Origin of the sequence: Kitasatospora sp. NPDC101183 (assembly GCF_044767945.1) — a bacterium.
Classification (GTDB): domain Bacteria; phylum Actinomycetota; class Actinomycetes; order Streptomycetales; family Streptomycetaceae; genus Kitasatospora.
Window position 1 is genome coordinate 102423 of record NZ_JBIWOW010000018.1, and the last position, 12566, is coordinate 114988.

Annotated in this window: 19 protein-coding genes; 6 read left to right on the forward strand and 13 right to left on the reverse strand. The window is 74.5% G+C overall.

From position 1 onward, the window contains the following. Positions 1–111: 111 nt before the first annotated feature. Complete coding sequence (locus ACIRRS_RS25250; RefSeq protein WP_402974885.1) at positions 112–318, reverse strand: hypothetical protein; 207 nt, start codon at positions 316–318, stop codon at positions 112–114. Beyond that, on the reverse strand, positions 315–515 hold the full coding sequence (locus tag ACIRRS_RS25255) for a hypothetical protein (RefSeq protein ID WP_402974887.1): 201 nt from the start codon (positions 513–515) through the stop codon (positions 315–317). Before ACIRRS_RS25255 ends, ACIRRS_RS25250 begins: the two co-directional genes overlap by 4 nt. A 335-nt stretch (positions 516–850) precedes the next feature. On the opposite strand from ACIRRS_RS25255, the gene ACIRRS_RS25260 reads away from it, so the two are divergent. Then, the gene (locus tag ACIRRS_RS25260; RefSeq protein WP_402974890.1) at positions 851–1753 is read left to right on the forward strand and encodes a helix-turn-helix domain-containing protein; all 903 of its coding nucleotides are present in this window, start codon (positions 851–853) and stop codon (positions 1751–1753) included. Positions 1754–1784: 31 nt separating this feature from the next. Here the strand turns inward: ACIRRS_RS25260 and ACIRRS_RS25265 are convergent, their stop codons facing one another. Genes ACIRRS_RS25265 through ACIRRS_RS25275 form a run of 3 tightly spaced genes read right to left on the reverse strand, consistent with a single transcriptional unit; the run spans position 1785 to position 3203 of the window. Continuing rightward, positions 1785–2534, reverse strand: a complete 750-nt coding sequence (locus ACIRRS_RS25265) for an alpha/beta fold hydrolase (RefSeq protein WP_402974893.1) — start codon at positions 2532–2534, stop codon at positions 1785–1787. 36 nt (positions 2535–2570) lie between these two features. After that, positions 2571–2930: a hypothetical protein gene (locus tag ACIRRS_RS25270; protein ID WP_402974896.1), complete on the reverse strand. Its 360-nt coding sequence runs from the start codon at positions 2928–2930 to the stop codon at positions 2571–2573. Between the two features lie 45 nt (positions 2931–2975). Continuing rightward, entirely contained in the window at positions 2976–3203 is a 228-nt protein-coding gene (locus ACIRRS_RS25275; RefSeq protein ID WP_402974899.1) for a hypothetical protein, read from the reverse strand. 91 nt (positions 3204–3294) lie between these two features. On the opposite strand from ACIRRS_RS25275, the gene ACIRRS_RS25280 reads away from it, so the two are divergent. Beyond that, positions 3295–3789, forward strand: a complete 495-nt coding sequence (locus tag ACIRRS_RS25280) for a hypothetical protein (protein WP_402974901.1) — start codon at positions 3295–3297, stop codon at positions 3787–3789. Further along, positions 3786–4541, forward strand: coding sequence for an HAD hydrolase family protein (locus tag ACIRRS_RS25285; RefSeq protein ID WP_402974903.1), 756 nt, complete (start codon positions 3786–3788; stop codon positions 4539–4541). Before ACIRRS_RS25280 ends, ACIRRS_RS25285 begins: the two co-directional genes overlap by 4 nt. Here the strand turns inward: ACIRRS_RS25285 and ACIRRS_RS25290 are convergent. The 4 genes from ACIRRS_RS25290 to ACIRRS_RS25305 all read right to left on the reverse strand — a co-directional run bounded on the left by ACIRRS_RS25290 (position 4538) and on the right by ACIRRS_RS25305 (position 6938). After that, positions 4538–5032 carry a hypothetical protein gene (locus ACIRRS_RS25290; RefSeq protein WP_402974905.1) on the reverse strand — a complete coding sequence of 165 codons (495 nt, stop codon included), beginning with the start codon at positions 5030–5032 and terminating at the stop codon, positions 4538–4540. The two genes, ACIRRS_RS25285 and ACIRRS_RS25290, sit on opposite strands and share 4 nt — an antisense overlap. Further along, positions 5029–5532, reverse strand: a complete 504-nt coding sequence (locus ACIRRS_RS25295) for a GNAT family N-acetyltransferase (RefSeq protein ID WP_402974907.1) — start codon at positions 5530–5532, stop codon at positions 5029–5031. Before ACIRRS_RS25295 ends, ACIRRS_RS25290 begins: the two co-directional genes overlap by 4 nt. Before the next feature lie 146 nt (positions 5533–5678). After that, entirely contained in the window at positions 5679–6410 is a 732-nt protein-coding gene (locus tag ACIRRS_RS25300; protein ID WP_402974910.1) for a DUF2625 family protein, read from the reverse strand. Positions 6411–6452: 42 nt separating this feature from the next. Next, positions 6453–6938 (reverse strand): SRPBCC family protein, encoded by a 486-nt coding sequence (locus tag ACIRRS_RS25305; RefSeq protein WP_402974913.1) that lies wholly within the window; start codon positions 6936–6938, stop codon positions 6453–6455. An 85-nt stretch (positions 6939–7023) separates the two neighbouring features. On the opposite strand from ACIRRS_RS25305, the gene ACIRRS_RS25310 reads away from it, so the two are divergent. After that, a complete protein-coding gene (locus ACIRRS_RS25310; RefSeq protein ID WP_402974916.1) occupies positions 7024–7617 on the forward strand; it encodes an alpha/beta hydrolase in 594 nt (197 codons plus the stop codon). Positions 7618–7619: 2 nt separating this feature from the next. Here the strand turns inward: ACIRRS_RS25310 and ACIRRS_RS25315 are convergent, their stop codons facing one another. Genes ACIRRS_RS25315 through ACIRRS_RS25325 form a run of 3 tightly spaced genes read right to left on the reverse strand, consistent with a single transcriptional unit; the run spans position 7620 to position 9610 of the window. Further along, entirely contained in the window at positions 7620–8051 is a 432-nt protein-coding gene (locus tag ACIRRS_RS25315; RefSeq protein WP_402974918.1) for a type II toxin-antitoxin system VapC family toxin, read from the reverse strand. Continuing rightward, positions 8032–8325 carry a type II toxin-antitoxin system Phd/YefM family antitoxin gene (locus ACIRRS_RS25320; RefSeq protein WP_402974921.1) on the reverse strand — a complete coding sequence of 98 codons (294 nt, stop codon included), beginning with the start codon at positions 8323–8325 and terminating at the stop codon, positions 8032–8034. Before ACIRRS_RS25320 ends, ACIRRS_RS25315 begins: the two co-directional genes overlap by 20 nt. A 10-nt stretch (positions 8326–8335) precedes the next feature. Beyond that, positions 8336–9610, reverse strand: coding sequence for an MFS transporter (locus ACIRRS_RS25325; protein WP_402974923.1), 1275 nt, complete (start codon positions 9608–9610; stop codon positions 8336–8338). 77 nt (positions 9611–9687) lie between these two features. On the opposite strand from ACIRRS_RS25325, the gene ACIRRS_RS25330 reads away from it, so the two are divergent. Both ACIRRS_RS25330 and ACIRRS_RS25335 read left to right on the forward strand, forming a co-directional pair. Beyond that, positions 9688–10050: a MerR family transcriptional regulator gene (locus ACIRRS_RS25330; protein ID WP_402974926.1), complete on the forward strand. Its 363-nt coding sequence runs from the start codon at positions 9688–9690 to the stop codon at positions 10048–10050. Positions 10051–10121: 71 nt separating this feature from the next. Next, positions 10122–10943 (forward strand): alpha/beta fold hydrolase, encoded by an 822-nt coding sequence (locus tag ACIRRS_RS25335; RefSeq protein WP_402974929.1) that lies wholly within the window; start codon positions 10122–10124, stop codon positions 10941–10943. A gap of 73 nt (positions 10944–11016) precedes the next feature. Here the strand turns inward: ACIRRS_RS25335 and ACIRRS_RS25340 are convergent, their stop codons facing one another. Continuing rightward, positions 11017–12480 (reverse strand): MFS transporter, encoded by a 1464-nt coding sequence (locus ACIRRS_RS25340; protein WP_402974931.1) that lies wholly within the window; start codon positions 12478–12480, stop codon positions 11017–11019. Between the last annotated feature and the right edge of the window lie 86 nt (positions 12481–12566).

Consider the following 12566-nt stretch of genomic DNA (forward strand, 5'->3'; position numbering starts at 1 on the left):
AAAGTTCTACCCGCCCGCCCCCCCCCGCCCACAGCCCCCCGCGCCCGCCGGCCGCCCCCCCCCCCGGCCCCCCCCCGCCGGGGGGGGGGGCCCCCCCCGGGGCCGTGGGGTTCAGCGACAGCCTCCGGGCGGGCCCGGGAGGCAGGAGGGGCGGGGCTCGGTGACCTCGGTGGCGGTACGGGCGCGGCAGTGTCGGCAGGTCCACTCCTCGCGGACCTCCAGGGCGCCCGAGCAGTGGACGACCGGGGCCGTGCGGGGGCCGTCGAACGGGGCGGGCGCCCCGCAGGAGGGGCAGGACCTCTCGGCGGGCCCCGTCATCGGGCGGCCCTCCCGCCGCGGGCGCTCCGGCTGCGGGCCCGGCCGCCGGTGGCCAGGCGCGCCAGCGGGGCGGCGAGACCGGCCCACAGGGTCTCCGCCGGGAGGCGGCCGCTCAGCACCAGCACGGTGCCGAGCACGAGCACGGCCACGAACAGCAGCTGCGCCCGCGGCGGGTTCAGGGTGATGTCGACGAACACGGTGTCTTCCTCACTGGTGGTCGGGAGCCGTGCCGGGCGGCGCCCGGCACGGCGTGATCGATGGATGCGACGTCTACCGGTGGATCACATGGGGCTCTCCTCCCGCCCGACCGGCCGGTCCCTCCGGCCACTTCGAGTCTGCGAGCGGGCCCGGCGGGCTTCAACGAAACGCGAACGCCCACGGAACAGGTCGGGCGCGGGCGGCATTCGCCGACGAACGACGGAACTCCCGTGATCAGAGCCGTCGTTGACGGACAATCGGGGCAGTGGTTCCGCCGCTGCCCGTCGACGCCCGCCGATTCCCGCCGCCGTCCGCGCCCGTCCCGAGGGAAGTCATGTCGAAGCCGTACGAACCGATCCCGGCGCCGCAGCTGAGGTTCGCCGCCGAGCTGCGCAAGCTCTGGACCCGCGGCGGCGAGCCCACGCTCCAGGACCTCGCCGAGCGGATGCGGTGGGGCCGCACCACGGTGTCCGCGCTGCTGAACGGCAAGCGGTTCCCCAGCTGGGAGCAGATGGCCGCCCTGGCCGAGGCCTGCGGCGAGACGCCGGAGGCGTGGCGCCCGCGCTGGCGGGACGCGCGCGGCCACCTGACCACCCTGCGCCTCGGCTGCGCCACGTCCGCCGAGCCGGCGGGGCCGCCGGAGCCCGAGGAGGACGCGCCCGCGCCCGCCCCCGTCCTCCCGATCGTGGAGCACCTCGCCGGGGCCGCCGAACTGTCCGCCCACTGGTACCGGAACAACCCCGAGTTCTACGCCGCGGCCACCGAACGCGTCCGCCTGGCCCGCGCGGACATCCGGCTCACCTACACCCGGCAGTCCCCGCCGACGGCGCTGACCACCCCGGCCTCCGTCGAGTACTTCCGCGAGGTCCTCGTCTGGGCCGCCGCGGAGAGCGAGGACGAGCGCAGCGTCCGCCGCATCATCGGCATCCCCGAGCGCGACGGCGTCCCGCAGGCCGACATGCTGGCCTGGGCCCGGAAGCACCACGAGGCCACCGGCGGCATCAACAACTACGAGGCCCGCGTGCAGCGTTGGACGGCCGCCGCCGACGGCCTCAACATGGCGCTGATCGACGACAGCGTCGTCTTCCTCGCCTTCTCCGGCCACGCCCGCCAGAAGCTCAACGGCTTCAGCGTCGAGGACCGGACCTTCATGAGCTACTTCACCGCCCACTTCGACCAGCTGTGGAGCGCCCTGCCGAGCCTCGCCGAGTACCTGGCCGACCACGCCCGGGCGTAGGTCGTCCCCGCCCGGGGCGCTCCCCGTCCGGTCACTCGCCGAGGAAGTCCAGCAGCAGCCGGGTGACGGCCTCCGGCCGCTCCAGGCCCGGCAGGTGCCCGGCCCACTCCAGCTCCAGGTGCCGGGCGGGCCCGGCGATCCGCCCGGACAGGGCGGCCGCGATCTCGCGGAAGTCCGCGAAGTCGTGCGCCCCGGCCACGGCGAGGCAGCGGGCGGTGACCCGCCCGAGGTCGACCTCCGGGCTGCTGCGGAAGAACTCCGTCGCGGCCAACTGCACCTCGAAGGCGTGCCGCTGCATCTCCCGTACCCGCGCCCGGGCCTCCTCGCCGGCCTCCGGGCCGAGCCACGCCTCGACGTTCAGCTCCACCGCGCCCGCGACGTCGCCCGCCTCCAGCAACTCGTCCTCCCGGGCGCCGAACGCCCGCAGCTCCGCGCTGTGCGCGTGCCCCGGCATCCCGGCGGCCAGCAGCGCCAGCGCCGTCACGGCCCCGGGCCGCGAGGCCGCCACCTCCAGCGCGACCTTGCCGCCGTACGAGGCGCCGACCAGCGCGGTGCTCCCGACGCCCAGGTGGTCGAGGAGGTCCAGCACGTCCCCGGCGTCGCTGTACGGGGCGTCCGCCATCGGCGACTCGCCGAACCCCCGGAAGTCGAGCCGCACCACCCGGTACCCGGCCTCGACCAGGGCCCGCCACTGCCCGTCCCACATCCGCCGGTCGCACACCGACGAGTGCAGCAGCACCACTGCGGGGCCTTCGCCCGCCACCTCATGAGGAATTGTCATCCGGCAGAGGTTAGCGGAGGGGTACCGCGATGATCATCAGGTTATGAGGCACTGCGACTGCGGGTCGTAGCAGGTCAGGCCCATGGACCGCGCCGTCTCCGCCGCGAAGACGGCGGCCTCCACCGCCATGCTCCAGCGCATCGGGAAGTAGAGGAACGGGCCGCTCGCCTCCCCGATCAGCGGGCTGCTCGACCAGGGCGAGGTGTCGTCCTCGTCCTCGTCGAGATCGGGCCACCGCTTCAGCAGCGCGGCGACGTAGGCGGCGATCCGCTCGGTCGGGGGCGCGCCGGGCCCGTCCGACTCGACGTACTCGGCGTACAGCTCCTCGAAGCGCAGGCCCGCGGCGGCGTCATCGGCGGGGCGCTCGCCCTCCCAGACGGCAAGGTCGTAACTCATGGGCGCAGCCTGTCACCCGGCACCGACAACCGGCCCGGCCCGCCCTCAACCGCGGCTGTACAGCACCTCGTTGCCGAGGGCGTTCTCGTGGACGGACACGCTCGCGTACACCGCCCGCATCCGCGCGGCCTCCGCCGTCTGCCGCCGCTCGATCAGCGCACCCTCCCAGCCGCCGTCCACCCGCGACCGCGACCGGTCCCGATGCGCCAGGAACACCGCCGTGCCGACGACGGCACCGACCATTGCGACGGCGAACACCAGGACGATCCCCATGGGCCGAGCCTCCCCTGTGCGTTGGTCCGTCCATCATCCACGAAGCGGCCCGGGTCGGCGAGTGGTGAGGCGCCCGGGATAACGTGACGCCGTGTCCTCGTACGACTTCCGCAGCGGCATCGGTCGACTGCTCCTCGTTCCCGGGCCCGACGGGACGACGGTCCGGACGGTGGCGGAGCCGCCGGTGAGCGCGCTCTTCGGCGCTCCCGTCGAGACGAACATCCTCCTCGACGCGGCCGACGACCTCGACCGGGCGGACCTGCCGCTGATCGCCTCCGTCCTCGGGTGCCTCGACCAGCACCTGGAGGCCGGCCTGGACTTCGTCCGTGCGGCGCTGGCGGCCGACCCGGCCTTCTTCGGCCTCGCCACCGCTCCGGCCTCCGTCGAGCTGGACTCCCCGCAGCTCAACTTCTACGCCGACGACGAGTGGCACCTCCGCTTCGCCGAGGGGAACCTGCCGATCTGCGACCCGTACGGCCTCGCGGTCGTCTTCCACGGCCAACGGCCGATGCGCGTCGAGGACTTGAGCGACGCGACGGCCCTCGACGATGGCGAATGGGACGTATCGGTACGATCGTCGCCGTGACCACCCCCAGCGCCACCACCACGGTCTTCGACGTCGACGGCGCGCTCTGCTTCGACGGCCGGACGATCGACGGGCGGATCCTCGCCGCCATCGGGGCCTGCGAACGCGCGGGCCACCGGCTGGTCTTCGCCTCCGCCCGGCCCGTCCGCGACCTGCTGCCCGTCCTCGACGGCGCCTTCCCGGCCGCCACCCTGATCGGCGGCAACGGCAGCCTCGTCTCCGTCGACGGCCAGGTCCGGGCCCGCGCCGCCTTCGACCCCGCCGCCCTCGGCGGGCTGCTGGCCGAGGCCGACCGCTTCCGGGCGGGCTACCTCGCGGACGGCCCCTGGGACTACGCCTACACCGGGCCCGTCGGCCACCCGATCCTCGACCGCGTCGACCAGGGCGGCCTCGCCCGCCGGGTCGAGCTCGCCGAACTCCCCGCCGTCGTGAAGTTCCTCGTCGTCGACGCCACCGACCTCGCGGGCCTCGCCGAGGCCGGCCGCAGGCTCGGGATGACCGTCAACCACCACCTCGACGAGGCGATCGTCGACTTCGCCCCGGGCACCACCAACAAGTGGGAGGCCCTGCGCTCGCTCGGCATCGAGCGGTACAACGCGTTCGGCAACGACGTCAACGACCTCGACCTGCTCCGCAACGCGGCCCACTCCGTCCGCGTCGGCACCCACCCTGGCCTGGACGGCGTCGCCCACGTGACGGCCGCCGCCGAACCGGCCGCCGTCGCGGCCGAGATCGCCCGCCTGGCCGCCTAGCGCGCGCCGAGCAGCACCGCGCCGGGCAGCAGATGCAGCTCGTACGGCGTGTAGCAGTCCGAGATCTCGCTGCCGACCACCGCCCCGCACGGGCAGGCCCGGTCCGGCGGGCCGTCGCCGGGGGCGCCGCAGCAGCCGATCGGGGAGCCGGGCGGCGTCGGGTGCGGCAGCAGGGCGGGGGCGTCCAGGGGGTGGAGGACGAAGGTGCCGCGCACGCCCGCCGAGACGAGGACCTCACCGTCGGGGCCGCTGATGCAGGGGCCGCCGGGGTACGCGGGCGGGAACCCGTCCTGGTCCTCGGCCGGGACGAACGGCGGGCCGTGCGGCTCGGGGTCGACGGCGTAGTGCCCGCGCGGCACGGTCGGCGCGGCCTGCCGCCTCCCGTCCACGGGCTCGCCGTCGAACACGTGGCGGGGCGGTACGTTCGGCAGCGCCTCCAGCCCGGCGGCGAGCAGCCCGCCGCAGGCGGCGCAGCGGAACTCCGTCCTCACCTGGTCAGCCGCCAGATGCGGTCCTCGCCGGTCTCGGCCGGGGCGAGCGGCTCGCCGACCCTGGTCCTGTGGACGGCGAACCCGAGCCGCTCGGGGACGGCCCCGCTCGCGTGGTTGGCGGTGTCGTGCACCACCTCGACGTACGCGACCCCGGGCAGCCGGAAGGCCTCCTCGACGACGGCGCGGACGGTCCTGGTCATCAGCCCCCGGCCGGTCGCCGACGGGTGCAGCCAGTACCCGATCTCCCGCCCGTCCTCCGGGGTGTCCTCCCGCCGGAACAGCCCGCAGACGCCGACGATCGCCCCGTCCAGTGTGACGGCGTACGTGTACTCCTGCCCGCTCTCCCACCGCTCGGCCCGCCCGGCGACGAACTCCCGCGTCGTCTCCGGCCCGTGCTCCGCCACCCACGGCATCCAGGGCCGCAGGTGTTCCAGGGACTCCTCGATCACCTGGTAGAACTCGGGCAGATCCGCCTCCCCGTCTTCGAATCGACGCAGCACGAGGCCATCCGACAGGGCGATCACAGGCTGAGGTGTCTCCATCCCAGGAGCATCCCCGCTCCCCACCCCGGGGGCAACGTGATTTAGGCCCCCCGCCTGCGGCTGCGTGGAAAGTCGGCCGCGCCGACCTCCCACGCAGCAGCGCTTCAGAGCTCGCCCAGGAACCCCGGGTCGGCGAGGCCCATCTGGCGGGCGAACTCACCGGCCACGCCCAGGAGTTCACTCATCGGTGCCGGGCGGCGCGAAGCGGCGGCGCCACTGCGCTGCCCCTCCTCCGACCAGAGGAACGGGTACACCGTGAAGCCCTCGCCGAGGCCCAGCGCCGCCGTCTCCTCGCGCCATCCCGGATGGCGCAGGCCGTCGTAGAACTGATCCAGCCGGTCGTCCAGCAGCCAGGCGATCCACCCGGAGTGGCCGGTCTCCATGGCCTCCCATGCCAGGGTGTCGGGCGCGAAGTACGTCATCTGCCCGGGCGCCCCGGGGCGCCCCGCCGCTGCGGGGTCATGGCCGTTGAGCGCGAACACACCGCCGAGCACGTCGTACCCGACGACCAGCGCGGCGGCCGGATGCCACCCGGGATCGACGGCTGCGGGAAAGCGGTTCGCACGCCCCAGCCCGGGAAGATCCCCGCTCCCGCCCGCACCCCCACCCCCGCCGAGGACGCGCAGCCACCCCCCGTCCACCAGCAGCCCGCCCGTGTGCAGCACGAGCGCGCCCAGCGTCGACCGCGCGCTGACCTGGAGTTGCAGCAGGCACCGCCGCCCCTCCTCCGGGTCCGCGGGCGGCAGGACCCGTACGGCTCCGGCCGCCGCGAGGGCGGGGCCGAGCACGGGCCAGGCGGGGTCGTCGACGGCGATCAGGTCTTCGAGTGCGCGCACCCGTCGATGGTCGCACGCCGCACCCACACCCCTCGCGGCCCGTCAGGCCGCGCCGAAGTGCCGCTTGGTGTCGGCGATCAGCTTCTTCATGAACGACGTTCCGGGCCCGTCCGTCAGCAGCGCGGGCCGGCTGAGCAGCGGCTCGGGCTCGTAGGCGAAGGTCCAGGTGAAGCGGGCGCCGGTCGGGGTGGGGACGACCTGGTAGTCCTCGCCGAAGCGGCGGAACAGCGGCAGCGAGGCCTCCGCCACCTGGAACGCGTGCCGTCGGCCCTCCTCCCAGAGCACGAACTCCTCGCGCAGGTGCAGGAGTCCGAGCGCGGTGATCTCCCGGGTGGTGCCGACGCCGTGCGGCGGGGGAGAGGTGTAGCGCCCGTTGCTCAGGCCCCGGCACCAGGACAGCGGTGCGGGCCCGGCCAGGCCCTCCCAGACGGCCTCGGGGCTGACGGGGAGGTCCATGGTGTACGAGTGGCGGTGCGGGGCGGTGTCGAAGAAGGACGGCTCGAACGGTTCGAGCGTGAACCACGGCATGGCATCTCCCCTGGGTTCTGCGAGGCGCGGTGCGGGCGAACCCGAAGGATGTCAGTACGCCCACCACGCCGATAGGTTGGCCCCCATGCCCACCGACTCGCCCCTCGCCGTGCCCACCCGCTTCGACGCCGGCCGGGGCCGGGTCGCCCTGCTCGTCCCGGGGGTCGGCTACTCGCCGGCCCGGCCGCTGCTGCACTTCGCCCGTGAGGTTCTGCTCCGACACGGCTGGACCGTCCAGGAGTTGTGGTGGCAGGTGCCGGCGAACCTGGCCGAACTGCCGATGGACGAGCGGATCGCCTGGGTCGAGGCCGAGGTCTCCCGGGCGATCGACGCGGAGGACGGCGCCTGCGGACTCCTGCTCGGCAAGTCCCTGGGCTCCCTCGCCTGCGGCCTCGCCGCCGAGCGCGGCCTCCCGGCGGCCTGGCTCACGCCGCTGCTGACCGTCGACCGCGTCGTCGGCTCCCTGCGCGCGGCCGAGGCTCCGACCCTGCTGGTCGGCGGCACCGCCGACCGCCTCTGGAACGGCGAGGCCGCCGCCTCGACGGGCCACGAGGTCCTGGAGATCCCCGATGCGGACCACTCCCTCGAACTCCCCGACCCCCTCGCCTCCGTGGCCGTCCTCCACCAGGTCCTCACCCGCCTCAACACCCACCTCGCCACCCTGCCCGTGGCCCCGTAGACCTACGGCGCCGAGACGCCCGGCTCGGGGGCGACGACCGGCAGGCTCCGCGCCTCGGCCGCCTCGGCCAGGCGCTTGTCGTAGGTGACGAAGGCGGTGAGCGCGTGTTCCAAGTGCTCAGCGCTGGCGAGGTGGAGGGCATCGAGCGTGCGCAGGTGCTGGGCGGGGAACTGCCGGGCGGCGCGCAGGATCGGGTCGGACAGCCGGATGCGGAGCAGCCGGTCGAGGAGGTCCTCCGAGGCGTCGATCAACGCCTGTGGTGCGCCGACGCGGATGAGCGTGCGGGGGACCTCGACCTGAGCGGCCGCGCTGGTGGCATGTCCTTCGGAGCCGCAGGCGGAGAGGAAGGTGCGCGGGTTGCGGATCAGTTCTCCGGAGCCAGGAGTTTGAGGACCGTGTACGAGTCCGGGCGGATCAACGGCCCTCTTCCTCACGCATGGCGTGCAGGGCGTCCGCCGCCGAGTCGAGCCGGATGCCGACCGGCGGCGGCGTCCAGTCGGCGAGACCGCGAGCGGTGGCAGCGTTCTCCGGAGCGACGGTGCCGTCGCGGACCAGGGCCTCCAGCACTCTCTGCTCCGGATCGGGCGGCGCCAGGACGGCGATCAGCCGGCCGTTCCGGGTGATCCCGATCCGCTCGCCTGACGCGGCGAGGTCGACCAACTCGCCTGCATGTTGCAGTAGTTGCTGGACGGGCACTCTCGCTGTCATGCGACTCACGCTAGGCCGGATCGTGCGGCGATTGCGAGGGTTGTGCGGCACTGTCATTCGAACGAGCTACCGCCCGACCCGTCGGGGCCGGGAAGCCGGTCCGCCCGGCTCCTGCCGCGACGAGGGCGACGCCCAGGAGGGCCAGGGCCGTCCAGGGCAGGGTGGAGGGGCCGCCCCAGGAGAGGAGGAGGCCACCGGCGCCGGCTGCGGTGGCGATGCCGAGGTTCCAGCAGGTGACGAGCAGGGACTGCGCGAGGTCGCCGTCGGGGCCGGCCGTGTCGGCGACGGCGGTTTGGAGGAGGGTGGCGGCCCCGCCGAAGCCGAGGCCCCAGACGGCGGCGGCGAGGTAGGCGGGCCAGGGCGTCGTGGTGAGCAGGCAGAGGGCGAGGAGGGCGGCGGCGAGGGCCAGGAGTGCGCAGGCGGTGAGGGTGAGGGCGCGCAGGTGCCGGTCGATCAGGGCTCCGGTGGCGAGGATGCTCACCAGCGAGGAGAGCCCGATCACCAGCAGCACGGTGTCCGTCCGCCCGCCCAGCCCGAGCGGTTCGAGCAGCGCGGCGACGTACGTGTAGAGCACGTTGTGCGCGAGCACGAAGGCGGCCGTGACGGCCAGGACCGCCGCCACCCCGGGGGTCCCCAGCACCCGCCGCAGCGGCGTCCGTCGGCCGCCCGGCGCCTGCCCGGGCAGGGCGGGGACGCCGAGCGCGATCCACCCCGTGAGCCCCACCGCCGCCACGCTCATCAGGGCGAAGGCGGCCCGCCATCCGGCGGCCCCGGCGAGCAGGGTGCCCGCCGGTACCCCGACGGAGAGGGCGACGGTCGAGCCGGCCATCGCGACGGCCATGGCCCGCCCGCGCTGCCGCGGGGCGACGATCGCCCGGGCGTACCCGGCGAGCAGTGCCCAGAGCAGCCCGGCGACGAGCCCGGCGGCGAATCGCGCGGCCATGGTGAGCAGGTAGTCGCCCGAGGCGGCGGTGACGGCGTTGGCCGCCGCGAACCCGCCGACGGCGAGCAGCAGCAGCCGCTTGCGGGGCCACCGCGCGGTGGCGGCGGTCAGCGGGATCGCGGCGGCGATGGACCCGGCGGCGTACAGGGTGACGGCCTGCCCGGCGGCGGACTGCCCGACGCCGAGGTCGGCGCTCATGGCGGGCAGCACTCCGGCGGGCAGGGCCTCGGTCATCAGGGTGACGAACCCGGCGGTGCTGAGCGCGAGCAGGGCAGGCCAGGGGAGCGGCGGCGCTGCGGCGTCCACGGCCCGCTCGCCGTCGAGGAGTTCAGGAATCGGCATGGGGCCGATGCTCTATCGTTGACATCCATGGCAAGGTCCAGCCGGCCGGTCCCCGGCCCCGGCGTGAGGGTGGTCACATGCGGATCGGCGAGCTCGCGAGGATGACGGAGAGCACCCCGCGCCTGCTGCGCTACTACGAGGAGCAGGGCCTGATCGCCCCGAGCCGCGAGCCCAACGGCTACCGCGACTACGACGACTACCTGGTGGACCGGGTGCTGCAGATCCGGGGCCTGCTGGACGCGGGCCTGCCGACCCGCATCATCAAGCAGATCCTGCCCTGCCTGGAGGCGCCCCGGACGATCCACTTCGCCGAGGCCACCCCGGAGATGCTGGAGACCCTGGAGTCCGAGACCGAGCGGATGTCCAGACGCATCGACTGCCTGACGCGCAACCGGGACGCCATCCAGCAGTACCTGTCCGTGGTCCGGAGCATGGCCTGAGAGCTGACGTGAGAGCTGACGTGAGAGCGCGCTTGACCTTGCCACCGATGTGAAGGTGAAGGCTGTGGTCCATGAGCGCATCTCCCCTGAACCACCTGAACCACCTGAACCACCACGCCCACGGCCCGAGCGCCGGCACCCCGATCGTCCTCGTCCACGGCTACACCGTCGACCACCGCGTCCTGCTGCCCCTCGAACCGGTCTTCGACGACCGCCCCGGCTGGCACCGCCTCTACCCCGACCTCCCCGGCCACGGCGCCACCCCGCGCCCGGCCGGCCCCGCCACGGCGACGGCCCTGGCCGAGGCCCTCTTCGCCTGGATCGACGCCGAGTTGGGCGACCGGCCCTTCGCCGTCGTCGGCCAGTCCTTCGGCGGCCAGCTGGCCCGGGCCGTGACGGCGCGCTACGGGGAGCAGGTGCTCGGCTCGGCGCTGCTGGCCCCGGTGGTGCGCTGGGGCGACGACCGTACGCTGCCCGCCGAGGCGGTGGTCGAGCGCGAGGACGGCCTGCCCGTCGGTGACGCCACCGCCGAGGAGCGCGCCCTCTTCGAGTACGTCACGGCCCGCCACACCAAGGCGAGTTGGGAGGTCTTCGAGCGCTACCTCCTGCCCGGCCTGCGGCTGCGCGACCGCGCGGCCGCCGCCGAACTGGAGGCGGAGTTCCTGCTGCCGCGATGGCCCGAGCACACCGCGCCCCCGCACCGGGGGAGCCACCTGCTGGTCACCACCCGCCAGGACGCCCTGGTCGGCTGGCGCGACCAGCTGGAGCTGCTCGACCACTACCCCCGCATGGCGCTGACGCTGCTGGACGGCGTCGGCCACAACCCCCAGCTGGAGGCCGCCGACGCCGTCCGCGCGGTGTTCGCCGACTGGCTGGACACGCTGCGCCCCTGACAACGCCCGAACCGCGCCCCCGACGAACAGCGCCCTGACGAGCCCGGGCCCCTGACACGCCCGAACCGGGCCCTCAACCGATGGAGCGCGGCAGCCGGGTCGTCAGGTACAGGATCGTGACCGACCCGACGAACTGGATCCCCAGGCACAGCGCCAGCGCCCGGTCCACGCCCAGGCTCGGCGAGAGCGCCAGGTACAGCGACCCGAGGGTGGCGACCCCCAGCGCCAGGCTGGACTGCTGCCCGGTGGCCAGCACCCCGCTGCCGACGCCGGCCCGGGCGGCGGGCACCTTGGACAGGACGATCCGGAACAGCGGCGTGCCGATCAGCCCCTGGCCGATGCCCGCGAGGGCCACGCCGGGCGCCATCGTCAGCGGGGTCAGGTGCTCCCAGTCGGTGAGGACGGTGACGGCGAGCGAGGCCAGGCCCGCCCCTTGGACGACGGCCCCCGCGCTGAGCACCCGGCTGCCCCAGCGGCCGATCAGCCGGGGGCTGGCCAGCGAGGCGGAGAAGTAGCCGACGGCCATCGGCACCAGCGCCCACCCGGCCGCGACCACGCCCAGGTGCAGTCCCTGCTGCAGCACGACGGCGATCACGAACATGAACCCGCCGAACCCGGCGAAGTACGGCAGCGCGATCCCGAGCCCGCGCCGCATCTCCGGGATGCGCAGCAGGGACGGCGGCACCAGCGGCGTGCCTCCGGCCCGCTCCGTCCGCCGCTCGACGAGGGCGAACGCGGCGGCCAGCACCGGGAACAGCGCCAGCATCACCCAGGACCACACCGGCCACCCGGCCGCGCGGCCCTCCATGAGCGGGACGAGCAGGGCGAGCAGCGCGGCCGTGAGCAGCAGCGTCCCGGGCACGTCCACCTTCGCCGCCGAGGTGGCGCGGCTCTCCGGCACGTACCGGACGGCCATCACCAGGGCGAGCAGCGCGAACGGCACGTTCAGCAGGAACACGGAGCGCCAGCCCGTCCCGAACAGGTCGGCGGCGACGAGCATCCCGCCGAGTACCTGCCCGATGACCACGGCGATCCCGCCGCAGGCCCCGTAGATGCTGAGCGCCTTCCCGCGCCGGGCGCCCTCGGTGGCGGCGGTGATGGTGCCGAGCACCTGCGGCAGCAGCAGCGCGGCCGAGGCGCCCTGGGCGGCCCGGGCGGCGACGAGGCTCCACGCGCCGGGGGCGAGGCCGCAGGCGAGGGAGGTGAGCGCGAAGGCGACGGCGCCGACGACGAACAGCCTCCGGCGGCCGTACGTGTCGCCGAGCCGCCCGCCGAGGACGAGCAGCACGGCGAAGGCGATGCCGTACCCGGCGGCGACGAGCTCCAGGACGGCGGGCCCGGCGGCGAGGTCGTGGTCGATGGTGGGCAGGGCGACGTTGACGATGAAGAAGTCGAGCATCGGGAGGAAGGCCCCGAGCAGGACGGTCACCAGCCCCGCGGTGCCCAGCGCGGGACCGACGGGAGAGGAGGGCGAGGAGGGGAGGGGAGCGGCTGAGGGTCGGGCGAGGGTGGGGGGAGCGGCGAGTTGTCGGGTCACGGGTCCTACGATCCGGTACGCCGTAGCCTGGTACCAGAGTGTTCTTATCCGGGTATAACGAGTACCTGGCAACCGCCTCCCCGCTA

Excerpts from the sequence above, each read along its gene's own strand:
- ACIRRS_RS25265 (WP_402974893.1), bottom strand. The coding sequence starts at position 2,534 with ATGACAATTCCTCATGAGGTGGCGGGCGAAGGCCCCGCAGTGGTGCTG.
- ACIRRS_RS25305 (WP_402974913.1), bottom strand. The coding sequence starts at position 6,938 with ATGCCGTGGTTCACGCTCGAACCGTTCGAGCCGTCCTTCTTCGACACC.
- ACIRRS_RS25270 (WP_402974896.1), bottom strand. The coding sequence starts at position 2,930 with ATGAGTTACGACCTTGCCGTCTGGGAGGGCGAGCGCCCCGCCGATGAC.
- ACIRRS_RS25335 (WP_402974929.1), top strand. The coding sequence starts at position 10,122 with ATGAGCGCATCTCCCCTGAACCACCTGAACCACCTGAACCACCACGCC.
- ACIRRS_RS25250 (WP_402974885.1), bottom strand. The coding sequence starts at position 318 with ATGACGGGGCCCGCCGAGAGGTCCTGCCCCTCCTGCGGGGCGCCCGCC.
- ACIRRS_RS25275 (WP_402974899.1), bottom strand. The coding sequence starts at position 3,203 with ATGGGGATCGTCCTGGTGTTCGCCGTCGCAATGGTCGGTGCCGTCGTC.
- ACIRRS_RS25260 (WP_402974890.1), top strand. The coding sequence starts at position 851 with ATGTCGAAGCCGTACGAACCGATCCCGGCGCCGCAGCTGAGGTTCGCC.
- ACIRRS_RS25320 (WP_402974921.1), bottom strand. The coding sequence starts at position 8,325 with ATGACAGCGAGAGTGCCCGTCCAGCAACTACTGCAACATGCAGGCGAG.
- ACIRRS_RS25310 (WP_402974916.1), top strand. The coding sequence starts at position 7,024 with ATGCCCACCGACTCGCCCCTCGCCGTGCCCACCCGCTTCGACGCCGGC.
- ACIRRS_RS25325 (WP_402974923.1), bottom strand. The coding sequence starts at position 9,610 with ATGCCGATTCCTGAACTCCTCGACGGCGAGCGGGCCGTGGACGCCGCA.
- ACIRRS_RS25330 (WP_402974926.1), top strand. The coding sequence starts at position 9,688 with ATGCGGATCGGCGAGCTCGCGAGGATGACGGAGAGCACCCCGCGCCTG.